This is a genomic window from Geodermatophilus sp. SMS 5-13 (assembly GCF_059428245.1).
On record NZ_CP165729.1, the window covers coordinates 3,552,121 to 3,569,232 of the forward strand.

The 17,112-nt window shown below is 73.6% G+C and carries 15 protein-coding genes; 4 read left to right on the forward strand and 11 right to left on the reverse strand.

From position 1 onward, the window contains the following. Nucleotides 1-19: 19 nt before the first annotated feature. The 4 genes from AB3388_RS17165 to AB3388_RS17180 are packed head-to-tail and all read right to left on the reverse strand — an operon-like array spanning nucleotide 20 to nucleotide 4,686. On the reverse strand, nucleotides 20-838 hold the full coding sequence (locus AB3388_RS17165; protein ID WP_495406518.1) for an enoyl-CoA hydratase/isomerase family protein: 819 nt from the start codon (nucleotides 836-838) through the stop codon (nucleotides 20-22). Between the two features lie 34 nt (nucleotides 839-872). Beyond that, the gene (locus AB3388_RS17170; protein ID WP_495406519.1) at nucleotides 873-1,919 is read right to left on the reverse strand and encodes an LLM class F420-dependent oxidoreductase; all 1,047 of its coding nucleotides are present in this window, start codon (nucleotides 1,917-1,919) and stop codon (nucleotides 873-875) included. Nucleotides 1,920-1,930: 11 nt separating this feature from the next. Then, nucleotides 1,931-3,544 carry a class I adenylate-forming enzyme family protein gene (locus AB3388_RS17175; RefSeq protein WP_495406520.1) on the reverse strand — a complete coding sequence of 538 codons (1,614 nt, stop codon included), beginning with the start codon at nucleotides 3,542-3,544 and terminating at the stop codon, nucleotides 1,931-1,933. A gap of 26 nt (nucleotides 3,545-3,570) precedes the next feature. Beyond that, nucleotides 3,571-4,686 (reverse strand): CaiB/BaiF CoA transferase family protein, encoded by a 1,116-nt coding sequence (locus tag AB3388_RS17180; protein ID WP_495406521.1) that lies wholly within the window; start codon nucleotides 4,684-4,686, stop codon nucleotides 3,571-3,573. A 229-nt stretch (nucleotides 4,687-4,915) separates the two neighbouring features. On the opposite strand from AB3388_RS17180, the gene AB3388_RS17185 reads away from it, so the two are divergent. Beyond that, entirely contained in the window at nucleotides 4,916-6,472 is a 1,557-nt protein-coding gene (locus AB3388_RS17185) for a class I adenylate-forming enzyme family protein (protein ID WP_495411469.1), read from the forward strand. Between the two features lie 66 nt (nucleotides 6,473-6,538). On the opposite strand, the gene AB3388_RS17190 is transcribed toward AB3388_RS17185, so the two are convergent. After that, a complete protein-coding gene (locus tag AB3388_RS17190; protein ID WP_495406522.1) occupies nucleotides 6,539-7,300 on the reverse strand; it encodes a 3-hydroxyacyl-CoA dehydrogenase in 762 nt (253 codons plus the stop codon). 148 nt (nucleotides 7,301-7,448) lie between these two features. On the opposite strand from AB3388_RS17190, the gene AB3388_RS17195 reads away from it, so the two are divergent. The 3 genes from AB3388_RS17195 to AB3388_RS17205 are packed head-to-tail and all read left to right on the forward strand — an operon-like array spanning nucleotide 7,449 to nucleotide 11,286. Further along, entirely contained in the window at nucleotides 7,449-8,630 is a 1,182-nt protein-coding gene (locus AB3388_RS17195) for a thiolase family protein (protein ID WP_495406523.1), read from the forward strand. 55 nt (nucleotides 8,631-8,685) lie between these two features. After that, nucleotides 8,686-9,942, forward strand: coding sequence for an acyl-CoA dehydrogenase family protein (locus tag AB3388_RS17200; protein ID WP_495406524.1), 1,257 nt, complete (start codon nucleotides 8,686-8,688; stop codon nucleotides 9,940-9,942). A gap of 12 nt (nucleotides 9,943-9,954) precedes the next feature. After that, nucleotides 9,955-11,286 (forward strand): phosphotransferase family protein, encoded by a 1,332-nt coding sequence (locus AB3388_RS17205; protein WP_495406525.1) that lies wholly within the window; start codon nucleotides 9,955-9,957, stop codon nucleotides 11,284-11,286. A 7-nt stretch (nucleotides 11,287-11,293) separates the two neighbouring features. On the opposite strand, the gene AB3388_RS17210 is transcribed toward AB3388_RS17205, so the two are convergent. The 6 genes from AB3388_RS17210 to AB3388_RS17235 all read right to left on the reverse strand — a co-directional run bounded on the left by AB3388_RS17210 (nucleotide 11,294) and on the right by AB3388_RS17235 (nucleotide 16,926). Further along, nucleotides 11,294-12,220: an FRG domain-containing protein gene (locus AB3388_RS17210; protein ID WP_495406526.1), complete on the reverse strand. Its 927-nt coding sequence runs from the start codon at nucleotides 12,218-12,220 to the stop codon at nucleotides 11,294-11,296. A gap of 197 nt (nucleotides 12,221-12,417) precedes the next feature. Then, a complete protein-coding gene (locus AB3388_RS17215; RefSeq protein ID WP_495406527.1) occupies nucleotides 12,418-13,023 on the reverse strand; it encodes a YceI family protein in 606 nt (201 codons plus the stop codon). A 76-nt stretch (nucleotides 13,024-13,099) separates the two neighbouring features. After that, nucleotides 13,100-13,960: a dioxygenase family protein gene (locus AB3388_RS17220; protein ID WP_495406528.1), complete on the reverse strand. Its 861-nt coding sequence runs from the start codon at nucleotides 13,958-13,960 to the stop codon at nucleotides 13,100-13,102. A 9-nt stretch (nucleotides 13,961-13,969) separates the two neighbouring features. After that, entirely contained in the window at nucleotides 13,970-14,941 is a 972-nt protein-coding gene (locus AB3388_RS17225; protein WP_495406529.1) for a quinone oxidoreductase family protein, read from the reverse strand. A 3-nt stretch (nucleotides 14,942-14,944) separates the two neighbouring features. After that, nucleotides 14,945-15,745, reverse strand: a complete 801-nt coding sequence (locus tag AB3388_RS17230) for a citryl-CoA lyase (RefSeq protein ID WP_495406530.1) — start codon at nucleotides 15,743-15,745, stop codon at nucleotides 14,945-14,947. Further along, complete coding sequence (locus tag AB3388_RS17235; protein WP_495406531.1) at nucleotides 15,742-16,926, reverse strand: CaiB/BaiF CoA transferase family protein; 1,185 nt, start codon at nucleotides 16,924-16,926, stop codon at nucleotides 15,742-15,744. The genes AB3388_RS17230 and AB3388_RS17235 overlap by 4 nt, the downstream gene beginning before the upstream one ends. Nucleotides 16,927-17,112: the final 186 nt, after the last annotated feature.

The following is a 17,112-nucleotide window of genomic DNA, read 5'->3' on the forward strand; positions in this document are numbered from 1 at the left end:
CTCCTGCTCGGGGTGGGGGTCAGCGGCCGCGGAAGACCGGGTCGCGCTTCTCGAGGAAGGCCCGGCCGGCCTCGGCGGTGTCCTCGGTGGCGAAGTTGATCTGCTGCGAGCGGGCCTCGTCCTCCAGCGCGCGCTCGAGGGAGGCCTCGAAGGAGTCGTGCAGCATCCGCTTGGACAGCCGCATCGCGATCGGCGGCCCGGCGGCGAGCCGCCCGGCCAGCCCGTCGACCGCCGCGTCGAGCTCCTCGGGGGCGACGACCTCGCGGACCAGGCCCCACGCCAGCGCCTGCTCGGCGCCGATGATGTCGCCGAGCAGCACCAGCTCCTTGGCCCGGTGCAGCCCGACCAGCCGGGGCAGGATCCACGAGCCGCCGAAGTCGGCCGACAGGCCGCGCTTGACGAAGATCTCCGAGAACCGGGCCCGGTCCGACGCGACCACGAAGTCGCACGCCAGCGCGAGGTTCATGCCGGCGCCGACGGCGACGCCGTCCACCCGGGCGACGGTCGGGATCGGCAGCCGGTGCAGCGCGAGGCAGGCCTCGTTGACCTCGGTCATGTCGACCAGCGGCGGGCGCCGCTCGTCGCGCGACCCGCTCAGGTCGGCCCCGGCGCAGAAGTCGCTCTCCGCGCCGGTGACCACCAGGACGCGGGCGTCGCTCGCGGCCACCTCGCGCAGCGCGGTGCGCAGCGCGCGCCAGGCCGCCCGGGTCATCGCGTTCTTCCGCCGCGGGTTGGACAGCGTGATCGTGGCGACGTCGCCGTCCCGCTCGAGCAGCACGGGGGCCGGAGCCTCCGTGAGCACCTCGGCGGGCGCCGCGCCGTTGGACACAGCGGTCATCGGGGGGTCTCCGGTTCCTCGTGACGGCCGGCCCTCACAGGTCCGACACCAGCTTCTTGACCTGCTCGACGGTCCGTACCCGGTCCGCGTGCGTGCCCTGCGGGAAGGTGAGCATCAGCGTGGTCACGCCGGCCTCCTTGAAGGCGGCGAGCCGCTCGGCGACCCAGCCCTCCGGGCCCACCAGGGACGTCGCGTCGACCATCTCCTGGGGAACCGCGGCCGCGGCCTCGGCCTTGCGGCCGGACAGGTACAGGTCCTGCACGGTGGCCGCGGCCTCGGGGAAGCCGTAGCGGACCGTGAGCTCGTTGTAGAAGTTCTTGCCGCGGGCGCCCATGCCGCCGATGTAGAGGGCGAGGGAGTCGCGGGTCTGCTCGCGCAGCGGCTCCAGCCCCTCGCCGACCGCGCAGGCGGCGCCGACGACGACGTCCAGCTCGCCGAGCGCGGGGTCGCGCTTGGCCTTGCCGGCGTCGAGCGAGGCGCCCCAGGTCTCGGCGGCCTTCTCCGGGTAGAAGAAGATCGGCTGCCAGCCCTCGGCGATCTCGGCGGTCAGCTCGACGTTCTTCGGGCCGATCGCGGCGATGGTGATCGGGATCCGCTCGCGCACCGGGGTGTTGATCAGCTTGAGCGGCTTGCCCAGGCCGGTGCCCTGCTCCGGCGGCAGGGGCAGCGTGTAGTGCTTGCCCTGGTAGACGACCTTCTCGCGGCGCCAGACCATGCGGCAGATCTCGACGATCTCGCGCAGCCGGCCCAGCGGCGCGTCGTACTTCACGCCGTGGAAGCCCTCGACCACCTGCGGGCCGGAGGCGCCGAGGCCCAGGGTGAACCGGCCGCCGGAGACGAAGTCCAGCCCGGCGGCGGTCATCGCGGTGAGCGTCGGCGTCCTCGTGAAGGCCTGCATGATCGCCGAGGTCAGCTCGAGCCGGTCGGTGATCGCGGCCAGGTAGCCCAGCTGGCTGACCGCGTCGAAGCTGTACGCCTCGGCGACCGCGACGACGTCCAGCCCGGCCTTCTCCAGGTCGGCGAGCTCGGCGGCGGCCTCCCTGAAGCCGCCGGCGTACTGCAGCTGCGTTCCGATGCGCATCGGGGATCCCCTCAGTTGGCGCCGACGGGCTGGGCGTCGGTGGGCTGGGCCGTGTCGGACGGGGTGGTGGCGGGCAGGTCCCAGGTGCGCAGCTCGCGCTTGAGGATCTTGCCGCTGGCGTTGGTGGGCATGGCGTCGACGAGGACGAACTCGCGCGGCACCTTGTAGCGGGCGAGCCGGCCGTTGCAGTGGGCGGTGAGCTCCTCCGGCGTCACGCTCGCCCCGGTGCGCAGGGTGACGAAGGCGCGCACCGCCTCGCCCCAGTGCTCGTCGGCGACCCCGACCACGGCGGCCTGCTGCACCGCGGCGTGCTCGGCGAGCACCGACTCGATCTCGAACGGGTAGATGTTCTCGCCGCCACGGATGATCATGTCCTTGTTGCGGCCGTGGAGGTACAGGTAGCCCTCCTCGTCGAGGTAGCCCATGTCGCCGGCCCGGAACCAGCCGTCGCGGAAGGCGCGGGCGGTGTCCTCGGGCATGTCGAGGTACCCGTCCATGACCATGTCGCTGCGGGTGGCGACCTCGCCGACGGCGCCCGGCGGCAGGTCGTTCATGTCCTCGTCGACGATCCGCATGGCCACGCCGAAGGAGGGCCGGCCGGCCGAGCGGAGCAGGTCCTCGCGGCCGTCCAGTGCCCGGCGGTGGTCGGCCGGGGTGAGCACCGACTGCAGGCCGGCCTCGGTGCCGGCACCGAAGGCCTGCAGGAAGTCGCACTTGAACGTGGCGATCGCCCGGCGCAGCAGGGTCGGGGAGATCGGCGCGGCGCCGTAGGTGATCAGCTGCAGCCGGTCGTAGTCGTAGCGGTCCACGCCCTCCAGCTGGAGGATGCTGCTGATCATCGTCGGCACGAGGAAGACGGCGGAGACGCGGTCCTCGGCCATGAACCGGTGCACCGTGGCGGCGTCGAACTGCGGCAGCAGCAGCGAGGTGAACCCGCGCGCGATGCCGGCCAGCAGGCCCGAGACCCCGGAGACGTGGAAGGTCGGCGCCGCGCAGTAGCGGACGTCGTCCTCGCGCATGAGGTACTCGTTCTGGCAGATCTGGATCATGTTCTTGTGCATCCGCTGGGACTGCACGACGCCCTTGGGCAGGCCGGTGGTGCCCGAGGTGAAGGCCAGGGCGAAGGTGTCGGCGTCCGTGCAGACGACCGGCGGCTCGACGTCGGCGCCGGTCGCCAGCAGCCGCTCGAACTCCTCGTCCAGCTGCACGTGCAGCCGCAGGCTCGGGTGTGCCTCGGCGACGCCCTCCAGCAGGCCGGCGTAGCGGGGGTCGGAGAACAGCGCGACCGGCGTGGAGCGCGCCAGCAGGACGTCGACCTCCGGGCGCATCAGCCGGTAGTTCAGCGGCACGAACACCGCGCCGGTCTTGGCGCAGGCGAGCACGACCTCCGTGTACCGGTGCGAGTCGAGGGCGAGGACGGCGATCCGGTCGCCGTGCCCGACCCCGGCCTCCCGCAGCGCCGACACCAGCCGGTTCACCCGGCTGTTGGTCTCGGCGAAGCTCTGCTCCCCGCCGTCGGGGAAGAGGAACGCCGGCTTGTCGGGGTGCCGCCGCGCCGAGAGCGGCAGCAGCTCGCCGAGGCTGATGCTCAGCTGGTCGGCGAGCGAACCGCGGGACGGGGTCATCCGGTGCTCCCTTGCAACGGGTTGGTTCAGGACTCGAGGACGGCGGCCTGGTCGGCCGGCAGCCCCCACTCGAGGAGGACGGCGGCGTCGCCGGCGGACGGCGGCGTGGGCGGGCCGGACGGCGGGGTGCGGCCGAACCGGGGCGCCGGGGCGGGCTGGCCGATCCCGGCCACCTCGGTGAAGGTGCCGCGGACGGCGTTGTGCGGGTGGGCGTGCGCCTCCGCGGGCGCGAGCACCGGGCTCACGCAGGCGTCGGTGCCGTCGAAGACCTTCGTCCACTCCTCGCGGGTGCGGCCGGCGAACGCGGCGGCGATCGCGTCCTGGAGCTCGGGCCAGCGGGCGCGGTCGTTCTGGTCGGGCAGCGCGGCGGGGTCCAGTTCCAGCAGCCGGACGAGCTCGGCGTAGAACTGCGGCTCGATCGCGCCGACGGCCATGTACCCGCCGTCGGAGGTGCGGTAGGTCCGGTAGAACGGCGCGCCGCCGTCGAGCAGGTTGGCCCCGCGCTCCTCGGTCCAGAAGCCGCGGGCGGCCATGCCGTGCAGATAGGTCGACAGCAGCGCGGCGCCGTCGACCATCGCGGCGTCCACGACCTGGCCGCGGCCGGAGGCGGCCCGCTCCACCAGGGCGGCGAGGACGCCGAAGGCGAGCAGCAGCCCGCCGCCGCCGAAGTCGCCGAGCAGGTTGGCCGGCGGCAGCGGCGCGCCGCCGCGCTCACCGATCGGGTGCAGCGCCCCGGCGAGGGCGATGTAGTCGATGTCGTGCCCGGCGGCCTGCGCCAGCGGACCGTCCTGGCCCCAGCCGGTCATCCGGCCGTAGACCAGCCGCGGGTTGCGCGCCAGGCAGTCGTCCGGCCCGAGGCCGAGCCGCTCCATCACGCCGGGGCGGAAGCCCTCGACGAGGACGTCGGCCCGGTCGGCCAGCGCCAGGACGGCGTCCCGCTGGGCGGGGTCCTTGAGGTCGGCGGCGACCGCGTGCCGGCGGCCGCGCAGCAGCACCTCGCCGTCGGGGGCGGGCAGCCGGCCCGGCCGGTCGACGCGGACGACATCGGCGCCGAGGTCGGCGAGCAGCATGCAGGCGAACGGCGCCGGCGCCAGCCCGGTGAACTCCAGCACCCGCACACCGGCGAGGGGTCCGCTGCCCATCCGCCCTCCCCCTCTCGGCGGCCGTGGCCGCCTGTCTCCGACTCAGTCGGACATGACGTCAATGTCACCTTGTTCCTACGGGGCGGCGCGCCCCCTGTCAACGACGTCTTCCGGGTCGGCCTAGATTCGGCCGGGAACCGCCGGAGTGGTTGACGTCACACGCCGGCGGACACTAGAAAAAAGTGACCGTGACGTCAACATTCAAACCCGGAGGCGCCACGTGCGACCGATGACCCGCGCCGGGACATTCCTCAAGCTGTCCGCCGAGCGGTTCCCGGACCGCCCCTGCTTCGTGTTCGGCGACGGCTCCGAGCAGACGTTCGCCGAGACCAACAGCCGCGTCAACCGGCTCGCCGACGCGCTGCGCGCCGCCGGCGTGGCCCAGGGCGACCGGGTGGCGATCGTGGCCACCGACAGCGGCGGCTACGTCGAGGTGCTCCTCGCCTGCATGAAGCTCGGCGCCACCTACGTGCCGCTGAACAACCGGCTGCAGGAGGAGGAGCTGCTCACCCTGCTGCGGCGGGCCGAGCCGAAGGCGCTGTTCGCCAGCGCCCGCTATCTCGACGTCTGCCGCCGGCTGGCGCCGCGCGTCGCGAGCATCGGCCTGCTCGGCGCCTTCGACGGCGAGCCCGCCGAGGGCGTCGTGCCGTTCGAGGAGCTGGTCGCCTCCGGCGCCGACGTGGAGCCCGACGTGCCGGTCGCCGACGACGACGTCCTCGGCCTGGCGTTCACCAGCGGCACGACCGGTCTGCCCAAGGGCGTGCTGCAGTCGCAGCGGATGGTCAAGTCGCTGGTGGTCAACATGTCGATCGACTACGAGATCGTCCCGGACGAGTTCCGCTACACGGCCTCGCCGATCTTCCACATCGCCGGCCAGGGCATGATCCTCATGCACGTCTGGCGCGGCTTCCCGACGCTGATCCTGCCGCAGTTCGAGCCGACCGCCGTCCTGTCGTGGATGCAGAGCGGCCGGCTGACCGGCGCCTTCCTGGTGCCGACCATGGTGAGCACCCTGCTCGAGCACCCCGACGTGACCGCCGGCTCCTACGCGAACCTCCGGTCGATCATCTACGGCGGGGCGCCGATGTCGCCGGCCCTGCTGCGCCGCGCCCTGGACGTCTTCGGCTGCGACTTCATCAACGCGTTCGGGGCCGCCACCGAGGGCGGCCTGCAGTCGGTGCTCAGCTCCGCCGACCACCGGCGCGCGCTGGCCGGGGCCCCGCACCTGCTCGGCTCGATCGGCAAGCCGGCGTTCGGCGTGGAGATGCGGATCGTCGACGAGGCCGGCCGCGACGTCCCGCGCGGCGAGACCGGCGAGATCATCACCCGCTCGGACCCGGTCATGAACGGCTACCTGGAGATGCCCGAGGAGACGTCGCGGGCGATCCGCGACGGCTGGTTCTGGGGCGGCGACCTCGCCCGCATGGACGACGAGGGCTACCTGTACCTGGCCGGCCGGAGCAAGGACATGATCATCCGCGGCGGGGAGAACATCTACCCCGTCGAGATCGAGACGGTGCTGGCCGACCACCCGTCGGTCGCGCAGGTCGCCGTCGTCGGCCGCGCCGACGAGCACTGGGGCGAGGTCGTGGTCGCCGTCGTCACCGGCGAGCCGGGCGGGCAGACGCCGGATCCGGAGGTGCTGCGCGAGCACTGCCGGGCGCACCTGGCGGCCTACAAGGTGCCGGCCGAGGTGGTCGTGGTCGACGCCATGCCGCTGAACGCGAGCGGCAAGATCCTCAAGCGCACGCTGCGCCAGCAGCTGTCCTCCCCCGCCGAGGTCTGACCCGCGGAGGACTTTCCGCGCCGAAAGTCCCGGAGTCCGGGACTTTCGGCGCGGAAAGTCCCGGGCTCAGCGCGGGGCCATGCGGATCGCGCCGTCGAGGCGGATCGTCTCGCCGTTGAGCATCGGGTTCTCGACGATCTGCTGCACCAGCGAGGCGTACTCGGCCGGCTGGCCCAACCGCGCCGGGTGCGGCACCTGCGCGCCGAGCGCCGCCCGCACCTCCTCGGGCGCGCTGCCCAGCAGCGGGGTGTCGAACAGGCCCGGGGCGATGGTGACCACGCGGATGAGCAGCGAGGCCAGGTCGCGGGCGATCGGCAGGGTCATGCCGACGATGCCGCCCTTGGAGGCCGAGTACGAGGCCTGGCCGATCTGGCCGTCGAACGCCGCGACCGAGGCGGTGTTGACGACGACGCCGCGCTCGCCGTCGACCGGCTCGGTCTTCGAGATCGCCTCGGCGCCGAGCCGGATGACGTTGAACGTGCCGATGAGGTTGACCTCGATGACCCGCCGGAAGTCCGCGAGCGGGAAGGCGCCCTTCTTGCTGACCGTGCGGATGGCGTTGCCGATGCCGGCGCAGTTGACCACCGCGCGCAGGGTCCCGAGCTCCTGGGCCGCGGCCACCGCCTCGGCGACCTGGTCCTCGTCGGTGACGTCGGCCGGGACGAACGCGACCTCCGGGCCCAGGCGCTCGGCGACCACCTTCCCCTGCGAGGAGGGCAGGTCGACGATCACGGCGCTCGCGCCGGCCCCGACCAACCGCTCGACGGTGGCGAGCCCGAGGCCGGAGGCCCCTCCGGTCACCAGTGCCGTGATGCCTGCGACGTCCACGTCGTTACCTCCAGAAGTTGCGAGCAGATGCTCCTGTGAGTACTCGACGTTGACGTCAACTGTCAATGCAGGCATGCTGCGGGAGAGCCGCCTCGTCGGCCCCCCGTCCCCGGCACCCGCCATCGTCGGCGGTCCCCCAGGAGGAACCATGCCCGAAGCATTTCTCGTCGACCTCGTCCGGACGCCGTCCGGCAAGGGCAAGCCCGGTGGCGCGCTCTCCGGGGTGCACCCCGTCGACCTCCTGGCCGGCGTCCTGTCCGGTCTCGTGCGGCGCAACGACCTCGACCCGGCGGTCATCGACGACGTGATCACCGGCTGCGTCGGCCAGGTCGGCGAGCAGGCGGTGAACGTCGGCCGCAACGCCGTCCTCTCCGCCGGCTTCCCGATCTCCGTGCCTGCCACGACGATCGACCGGCAGTGCGGCTCGAGCCAGCAGGCCGCGCACTTCGCCGCGCAGGGCGTGCTCGCCGGCGTCTACGACATCGCGATCGCCTGCGGCGTGGAGTCGATGAGCCGCATCCCGATGGGCACCTCGACGGCGGGCATGGACCCGTGGGGCCCGGGCGTCCACGCCCGCTTCCCCGACGGGCTGGTCAACCAGGGCGTCTCCGCGGAGCTGATCGCCGCCCGCTGGAAGCTCGACCGCGAGTCCCTCGACGAGTACTCGGCGCGCTCGCACCAGCGGGCCGCGGCGACCGCCGCCGCGGGCGGCTTCGACAACGAGATCCTGCCGGTCGACGTGCCCGGTGCCGGTGCGCACACGGCCGACGAGACCGTGCGCGCCTCGACCACCGCCGAGGGCCTGGCCGGGCTGCGCCCGTCCTTCCGGAACGACGCCATCAGCGAGCGCTTCCCCGAGATCGACTGGAGCATCACGCCGGGCAACTCCTCGCCGCTCACCGACGGCGCCTCGGCCGCGCTGATCGTCAGCGAGGCCGCCGTCACGCGCTTCGGGCTGACCCCGCGGGCGCGGTTCCACTCCTTCTCCGTCGTCGGCGACGACCCGCTGCTCATGCTCACCGGCCCGATCCCGGCCACCAAGAAGGTGCTCGACAGGGCCGGGCTGTCCATCGACGACATCGACGCCTACGAGGTCAACGAGGCGTTCGCGCCGGTGCCGCTGGCCTGGGCCCAGGAGCTCAACGCCGACCCGGAGAAGCTCAACCCGCGCGGCGGGGCGATCGCCCTCGGGCACGCCCTCGGCGCCAGCGGCACCCGGCTGCTGACCACGCTGGTCAACCACCTGGAGCAGACCGGCGGCCGCTACGGCCTGCAGACGATGTGCGAGGGTGGCGGCCTGGCCAACGCCACGATCATCGAGCGTCTCTGACACACCCGACCGCGGCACGGCCGGCGGCCGGGCCCTCCCCCGAGAGGAAGTCAGCGTGGACTTCACCCTGCCGCCGGCCCTGACCGCGCTGCTGGAGGAGCTGGACGCCTTCATCACGAAGGAGATCGAGCCCCTCCAGCAGCAGGACGACAACCAGCGCTTCTTCGACCACCGCCGCGAGTTCGCCCGCACCGACGTCGAGAACGGCGGGGTGCCCAGCCGCGAGTGGGAGGAGCTGCTGGCCGAGGTGCGCCGCCGGGCCGACGCCGCCGGCATCTTCCGCTACAGCCTCCCCGAGGAGCTCGGCGGGCGGAACGGGTCGAACCTGGACATGGCCGTGATCCGCGAGCACTTCGCGCACCGCGGGCTGGGCCTGCACAACGACCTGCAGAACGAGCACAGCATCGTCGGCAACCTGGTCTTCCCCCACCTGCTGCACCTGTTCGGGACGGCGGAGCAGAAGGAGGAGCTGCTCGAGTCCTCGATCACCGGCGAACGCGGCCTGGCCTTCGGCCTGACCGAGCCGGGCCACGGCAGCGACGCCACCTGGATGGAGACGACCGCGGTCCGCCGGGACGGCGACTGGGTCATCAACGGCACCAAGCGGTGGAACACCGGCGTGCACTCGGCCACCCACGACGTGGTCTTCGCGCGGACGTCGGGCGAGCCGGGGCACGCCCGCGGCATCACCGCGTTCATCGTCCCCACCGACTCCCCCGGCTTCGACGTCCCGTTCTTCTGGTGGACGTTCAACATGCCCAGCGACCACGGCGAGGTGACGCTCACCGACGTCCGCGTGCCGGACTCGGCGATCCTCGGCGCGGAGGGCGAGGGGCTCTCGGTCGCGCAGACCTTCCTGCACGAGAACCGGATCCGGCAGGCCGCCTCGGGCGTCGGCGCGGCGCAGTACTGCATCGACGAGTCGGTGCGCTACGCCCGGGAGCGGATCACCTTCGGCAAGCCACTGGCCGAGCGGCAGGCGATCCAGTTCCCGCTGGTGGAGCTCGCCACCGAGGCCGAGCTGGTGCGCACGCTGATCCGCAAGACCGCCGTCGAGCTGGACGAGCTCACCGCCCGCGGCGAGCCGGCCGTCTCGATCGGCCACCTGGTGTCGATGTGCAACTACCGCGGCAACCGGCTGGTCTGCGACGCCGCCGACCGCGCCATGCAGGTGCACGGCGGCATGGGCTACAGCCGGCACCTGCCGTTCGAGCACATCTACCGCCACCACCGCCGCTACCGGATCACCGAGGGCGCCGAGGAGATCCAGATGCGGCGCGTGGCGGGACAGCTGTTCGGCTTCCTGAAGTGAGGGTTTCCTGACATGAGGGACGAGCTCGCCGCCCGGCTCGCGCAGGTGCTCGGCGGGCGGGTCGAGGTCGACGGGCTGGCCCGGCTCTCGGGCGGGGCCAGCCGCGAGACGTGGGAGCTCACCGCCCGGACAGCGGACGGCGCGCGGGAGCTGATCCTGCGCGGCGGCGCGGGCACCGGCGGGGTCGACCTGGCGGTCGAGGGCGAGGCCATGACCGCCGCTGCCCGGGCCGGCGTCCCCGTGCCCGCCGTCGTCGACCGCGGGGAGCTGCTGGGGCGCCCCTTCCTGCTCATGGAGCGGGTGGACGGCGAGACGATCCCCCGCCGCATCCTCCGCGACCCGGCGCTGGCCCGGCCGGAGCTGGCGCGGGAGCTGGGCGCGGTGCTCGCCCGGCTGCACACGGTGCCGCTCTCGGAGGTGCCGCGGGTCGACCGGGCCGGCGAGCCGCTCGCTGCGCTGGCCACCGCCTACCTGTCCGACGGCCGGGTGCCCCCGCCCGGCCTGGCACTCGGGCTGCGCTGGCTGGCCGACCACCGCCCGGAGCCGGCCGGCGAGACGCTGGTGCACGGCGACTTCCGGCTCGGCAACCTGATGATCGGCCCGGACGGGCTGCGCGCGCTGCTCGACTGGGAGCTGGTGCACACCGGCGACCCGCTCGCGGACCTCGGCTGGCTGTGCGCGAAGGTGTGGCGCTTCGGCTCGCCGCACCCGGCGGGCGGCGTCGGCTCCCGCGACGACCTGCTGGACGGCTACGCGGAGGTCGCCGGCTGGCGGCCCACCGCGGACCAGCTGCACTGGTGGGAGGTGTACGCGACGGTCCGCTGGGGCCTCATGTGCGGCGTCATGGCCGACCGGCACCTCTCCGGCACCGAGCCGTCGGTCGAGTTCGCCGCGATCGGCCGCCGGGCCGCCGAGCAGGAGTTCGACGTCCTCCTGGCCCTCGGCCTCGACGAACCGGACGCCGCCCTGCCCGCGGATCCGCCCGACGACTCGTCGACCGACCTCTTCGGGCGGCCCACCGCGACCGAGCTGGTGGACGCCGTCGCGCACTTCCTCGCCGCCGACGTCCAGCCCGGGACCACCGGGCGGGTCTCCTTCCACGCCCGGGTGGCGGGCAACGTGCTGGCCACCGTGCGCCGGGAGCTGCTGCTCGGACCGGCCGCGCGGGCCCGGCACCGGGCCCGGCTGGACGGGCTCGGCTGCGCGGACGACGACTCCCTGAGCCGCGCCATCGCCGACGGCAGCCTCGACGCGCGCCGGGACGAGGTGGTCGAGGCGGTCCGCGCCGACGTCCGCGACCGGCTGCTGGTCGCGAACCCGCGGCACCTCACCGCACCGGCGTGAGCCGGCGTCACTCCCCGGCGGCGGCCACGTCGTCGTGAGCGGAGAGCACCTCGGGCAGCGGGTAGAGCGGGACCGCACCGTCGCGCAGGGCGTCCCGGAAGCCGTCGACATCGGGGTACACGGTGCTGCGCCGTCGGTCGAGCGCCGTCAGGTGCTCCCGGATCGCCTTCTTCATGCGACCGGGGACGACGAGGGCGCAGAAGGGCAGCCGCGTGGGCCGGCCCGCGCCGCGCTCGTCGGGGGCGAAGAGCTTCGCGAGCCTGCCGCGTCCCGGCGGGGCGGCGTGCGGCAGCGGCAGGCCGTCGATGCCGGCCGGCGACGGTCCCAGCGGGACCGCGCCGGAGAGGAAGAGCCCCTCCTGCGCCTGCATGCGCGGGGTCGGCCGCGTGGGACGCACGAGGAAGGGCGAGCCGGTCTTCGCCGACACCGCCAGCGCGTGCCGGAGCGACCAGTCCGGGGCGGCGGGCGGGTCGGGGGTCTCGTAGGTCGGGACGTCGGTGACGTCGAAGGCGAACAGGACCCCCGCCTCGTCGCCGCGTTCGCACGCGAACCACAGCGCCGTCATGGGGTTGTGGGTGACGTCGACCAGCCGCGTCGGCACGCCGTGCTGCTGCAGGTGGACGAGCAGGGCGAGGTCGGAGGTCTGCGGCCCCGTCTCCCGCGTGAGCCCCCACCCGCGGGCCTCCCGCAGGACCGCCAGCTCGTGCTGGCGAAGTTCGAGCTCGGTGGGCAGGGGCTCGGACTCGTCGATGATCAGGCTGCGCAGCAGCGACGAGCGGATCCGGGCGGAGCGGTCGCTGCAGCCCCGCCAGACGTACCGGCGTCCGGCGGCCAGCGTGACGATCCGCGTGATCGCGCGGAACGCCTGGTCCTGGGACGTGACGCCGAAGCCCCAGCCACCGGCGGTCCACCGGGGATCAGCCTGGTCGGCCACTGTGCTCGGAGCACCTCCTCGTCGCGAGCGCCGTCTCCCGGCATCCCGCTGGAGTGTCCCGCAGGGGTCCGACAACTCCGGACGGCCGGCGGCCGTCGGTCGCCGTCCTGGCTCACTGCAGCGCGTCCTGGCTCACGTCCCAGCGTGAGCCAGGACCCGCTCGGATCAGGACAGCTGATCGTGGGGGCGCCTGCGCCTCAGTGGCCGGCGGTGCGGATCGCCGAGACGTCGAACTCGATCTGGATCCGATCGCTGACCAGCACGCCGCCGGTGTCCAGCGCGGTGTTCCAGGTCAGCCCCCACTCGCTGCGCTTGATCGCCAGCGCGCCCTCGAAGCCGACCCGCAGGTTGCCCCACGGGTCCTGCGCCGAGCCGGTGAGCGCGAAGTCGACCGAGACCGGGCGGGTGACGTCCTTGATCGTCAGATCGCCGGTGACCCGGTACAGCTCGTCGTCGAGCTGCTCGACCGCCGTGGAGGCGAACAGGATCTCGGGGTAGCGATCGACGTCGAGGAAGTCGGGCGAGCGCAGGTGCACGTCGCGGTCGGGCACCCCGGTGTCGATCGTCGCCGTCCGGATCCGCAGCGCGACCGCGCTGGCGGGCGGGTCGGCCGCGTTCAGGTGCGCCGCCCCCTCGAAGTCCGAGAACGAGCCGCGGACCGTCGTCACCATCGCGTGCCGCGCGCGGATCCCGATCCGGGTGTGCTGCACGTCGACGACGTAGTCGCCGGTGACGTCGGTGATGGCGCTGGTCGCCTCGTCGAACTCGGCCGACTCGCTGTCCGGTGCCCGGTGCCTGCCCAACCGTTCCCCCTCCCCCAGGTACGTCCCCCGGCCCCATCGTTCCCGATGGCGCGGGGGACGGCACCCGAGGGTCGGGTCAGCGGGGCTGGAGCACGAAGTCGTAGCGCGCCTCGAACCAGGGCTCGTCGCACTTGCCGCCGTCCGGGGTCTCCCCCGGTTCGCGCTGCTCGTACCGGACGACGAGCTCCTCCTTGACGCCGAAGACGACGTCGCTGTCGAGGTAGTCCGCCCCCTCCTGGAACAGGTGGGTGATCAGCGGCTCGTAGCCGGGCACGTTGAGCAGGAAGTGCACGTGCGCCGGGCGGAAGTGGCTGATGTCGGTCTTCGACATGAGCTCGCCGACCGGGCCGTCCATCGGGATCGTGTAGCCCAGCGGCGCGACGGTGCGCACGCAGTACGTGCCGTCCTCGCGGGTCGTGTACTTCGCGCGCAGCCGTGCCTCGTCGACGTCGGCGTGCTGCGACTCGTAGAGGCCCTCGTTGTCCGCCTGCCAGATGTCGAGCACCGCGTTCGGCACCGGGTTGCCGTCGAGGTCCTCGACCACGCCGTGGAGGTAGAGCGGCGTTCCGGGCAGGCCCTGCGACATGTCGTCGCCGTAGCCGAGCTCCGGCGAGCCCGCGATGTGGAACGGCCCGAGCACGGTCGCCGGGGTCGCCCGCGGGTCGAGCTGGTGGTTCATCTGGACGACGAGCATCGACAGGCCGAGCACGTCGGAGGTGAGGATGAACTCCTCGCGCTTCTCGTTGCTGATCTGCCCGGTGCGGTTGAGCCACTGGATCGCGGCCATCCACTCGTCCTCGGTCAGCCGCACCTCGCGGGCGAAGGCGTGCAGGTGCCGCACGAGCGCGGTCATCAGCTCCGCCGTCCGCGGGTCGTGCGCGGTGCCCCAGCGCTCGGCGGCCAGGTCGGTGATGTTGTCCTCGGTGACGAGCTGCACTGCTTCCTCCTAGGGGATCAACACGAATCGGACGCCGGCGTCGCCGGTCGCCTGGCGCCGCCAGGCCTCCGCGACGTCGGGAAGCGGGAGCCGCTCGGCGGCCACGGTGAGCCGGCCGGCCGCGGCGTGCGTGGTGACGGCGGTCAGCGCCTCGCGGCGCTGCTCGATCGTGATGCCGTTGTTGGTGTAGCCGAGGACGCTGATCGTCTTCGAGCGCAGCACGGACGACGAGAACTCGGCGGTGTCCCGCATGGCGCCACCGATGTTGACCAGCCGGCCGCACTGCGCCAGCACCCGACCGGCCGCGGTGGCCGCCGGGCCGAAGACCGGGTCGACGACGACGTCGGCGCTGCCGCCGCACGCCTCGGTGAGCCGCTCCGTGAGGACGTCGGCGTCGGCGGTCAGCCGCACGACGTCGTCCGCACCCGCCGCGCGGGCCCGCTCGTCGGCCGCCTCGTTGCGGCAGACGGCGACCACCCGGGCGGCGCCGAGCACCTTGGCCGCGCCGATCGCGGCCTGCCCGACCGCTCCCCCGCCACCGAGCACCAGCACTCGCTCACCCTCCTGCAGCTGCGCCCGCCAGGTCAGCGCCATCCACGCGGCGACGCCGGAGAGGCCCACCGCGGCGGCGACCTCGTCGGGCACGTCGGGCGCCAGCGGGATGACGTCGGCGTCGCGGACGACGCAGCGCTCGGCCATGCTGCCGTCGCCCGGCGCCATTCCGGCCTGGGTGGCGACGAAGACCCGCGTGCCGGCCGGGTGGACGGCCGACTGCTCGACCCGGCCCACGCCCTGCACCCCGGGCACGTAGGGCACCGCGGGGCGGCCGAAGTAGGAGGTGCCGCTGGCGCAGAGCAGGTCGAGCGGCACCACCGGCGCGGCGGTGACGGTGACCAGCGCCTGGCCCTGCCCCGGAGCGGGGTCGGGGTGCTCGCCGTGCTCCGGCGGGCTGCCCGGCGTGCGGACGACGGCGGCGCGCACGGCTCAGCCCTCCGGATCCGCGGAGGGGTCGACGTAGACGGCGTTGCGGTCGACGGTCAGGTAGGCGTCCATGCCGATCGGCCGCCGGCGCTCCTCGGCGATCTGGCCGAGGAGCCCGGCGGCGCGGGCGAGCAGCGCGAAGCCGCGCAGCAGCTCGACCGGCAGGCCGAGGTCGGCCAGCGCCGCACCGCAGACCCCGGCGCCGTTGAGCGGGAGCCGGCGGCCGAGCACCTGCTCGTGCACCCGGCCGATCGCCTCGAACAGTCGCAGGTGCGGGCCGCGCAGGCCCTCCTCCTCGGCGATGCCGATGAGCACCGGCGTCCGGGGGTCGCGGACCTTGTGCACCGGGTGCCCGAGGCCGGGCACGAACCGCCCGGCGGCCTTGGTCTCGCGGACCGCGGCCAGCGCGAGCTCGTCCCAGCCGGCGTCGTCCTCCGGCAGCTGGTCCTGCCTGCCGAGGACCTCGTGCAGGTAGGTGCCGCAGTCCTCGGTGACGCCGAGGAAGCGGGAGCCGCCGCCGAGGAGCCCGGCGGCGAGTGCCCCCTGCAGGGAGTCGGGCGCGGAGAGGTAGGTGAGCCGGGCGGCGATCGCGGTCGGGGTGAACCCGTGGTCGGCCAGCGCGACGAGCACGGACTCGAAGACCCGGACCTCCGAGGGCGTCGGCCGGCGCAGCGTCACCAGCCAGAACGCGAGTTCCCCGAAGCCGACCTTCCCCATGAGGTCGGCGGTCAGGTCCTGGCCGAGCAGCCGGATCTCGTCGGCGGTCGACGTGCCGAGGGAGGTGGGGAAGGTCAGGTCGCTCATGCGGTTCGCTCCTCGCGGTCGCCCAGCCAGCGGCGGATCTCGGCACCGTGCTCGTCGAGCGTCGGCGGCGGCAGCCGGTAGTCGGGCGGGGTCTCGGAGAACCGGATCGGGTTGCGCACCGACGGGACGGCGGCGTCCCCCTCCCCCACGGTGACCACGGGCTCCAGGCCCACCTCCTCGGCGAAGGCGACCCCCTGGTCGACGGTGTTGATCGGCCCGCAGGGCACGCCCGCGGCGATGATCTCGCGGAACCAGTCCATCTTGCTGCGGGTGCGCAGCCGGTCGACCAGCAGCGGGCGCAGCTCGTCGCGGTTGGCGGTGCGGTCCTCGTTGCGGACGAAGCGCGGGTCCTCGGGCAGCTCGGGCAGGCCGAGCACCTCGCAGAGCTTGCGGAACTGGCCGTCGTTGCCGGCGGTCACGATCAGCTCGCCGTCGGCACAGGGCAGCGGCTCGTACGGGAACAGGCTCGGGTGGCTGTTGCCCATCCGGAAGGGGACGACGCCGCCGGCGACGAACGCGCTGGTCTGGTTGACCAGCCCCGACATGGCCGAGGCGAGCAGGTTGACCTCGACGTGCTGGCCGCGGCCGGTCTCGTGCCGGAGGTTGAGGGCGGACAGGATGCCGATGGTCGCGTGCAGCCCGGCCATCACGTCGAAGACGGCGACGCCGGCGCGGTAGGGCTCGCCGTCGGGGTCGCCGGTGAGGCTCATCAGCCCGGAGATCGCCTGCACGATGAGGTCGTAGCCGGGCAGCGAGCGCCCGCCGGGGCCGCTGCCGAAGCCGCTGATCGAGGCGTAGACGATGCCGGCGTTCGCGGCGGCCACGGTGTCGTAGTCGAGGCCGAAGCGGGCCAGCCCACCGGGCTTGAAGTTCTCGACGAGCACGTCCGCCCGCCGGGCCAGCTCCTGGGCGAGGGCGACGTCCTCGGCGTCCTTAAGGTCGAGCGCGACCGAGCGCTTGTTGCGGTTGACGCCCAGGTAATAGGTGGAGATGCCGTCGCGGACCGGGGGCTGCCAGGTGCGGGTGTCGTCGCCGCCGGGGCCCTCCACCTTGACCACCTCGGCGCCGAGGTCGGCCAGCAGCATCGTGGCGTAGGGACCGGCCAGGATGCGCGAGAAGTCCGCGACGAGCAGCCCCGCCAGGGGGCCGGTGCGGGGCGGGGCGGGCGGTCCGTCGGTCATCGCTGTCTGCGCGCCCTTCCGTTCGACCGCCCGCTGTGCGGACAGATGTCCGTCTGCGCCCGCAGTCTCGGATCGCCGCTGCGCGCCTGTCAAGCGGCACCGCCAACCCTGCTGGCCGGGGTCATTCTGCCGCACCGCGGCCTTGACATGTGCCGGGCGTCACACCAGGGTGACGGCCGGGGCCGC

Excerpts from the sequence above, each read along its gene's own strand:
- AB3388_RS17230 (WP_495406530.1), bottom strand. The coding sequence starts at position 15,745 with ATGAGCGACCTGACCTTCCCCACCTCCCTCGGCACGTCGACCGCCGAC.
- AB3388_RS17195 (WP_495406523.1), top strand. The coding sequence starts at position 7,449 with ATGCCCGAAGCATTTCTCGTCGACCTCGTCCGGACGCCGTCCGGCAAG.
- AB3388_RS17165 (WP_495406518.1), bottom strand. The coding sequence starts at position 838 with ATGACCGCTGTGTCCAACGGCGCGGCGCCCGCCGAGGTGCTCACGGAG.
- AB3388_RS17185 (WP_495411469.1), top strand. The coding sequence starts at position 4,916 with ATGACCCGCGCCGGGACATTCCTCAAGCTGTCCGCCGAGCGGTTCCCG.
- AB3388_RS17170 (WP_495406519.1), bottom strand. The coding sequence starts at position 1,919 with ATGCGCATCGGAACGCAGCTGCAGTACGCCGGCGGCTTCAGGGAGGCC.
- AB3388_RS17175 (WP_495406520.1), bottom strand. The coding sequence starts at position 3,544 with ATGACCCCGTCCCGCGGTTCGCTCGCCGACCAGCTGAGCATCAGCCTC.
- AB3388_RS17180 (WP_495406521.1), bottom strand. The coding sequence starts at position 4,686 with ATGGGCAGCGGACCCCTCGCCGGTGTGCGGGTGCTGGAGTTCACCGGG.
- AB3388_RS17205 (WP_495406525.1), top strand. The coding sequence starts at position 9,955 with ATGAGGGACGAGCTCGCCGCCCGGCTCGCGCAGGTGCTCGGCGGGCGG.
- AB3388_RS17235 (WP_495406531.1), bottom strand. The coding sequence starts at position 16,926 with ATGACCGACGGACCGCCCGCCCCGCCCCGCACCGGCCCCCTGGCGGGG.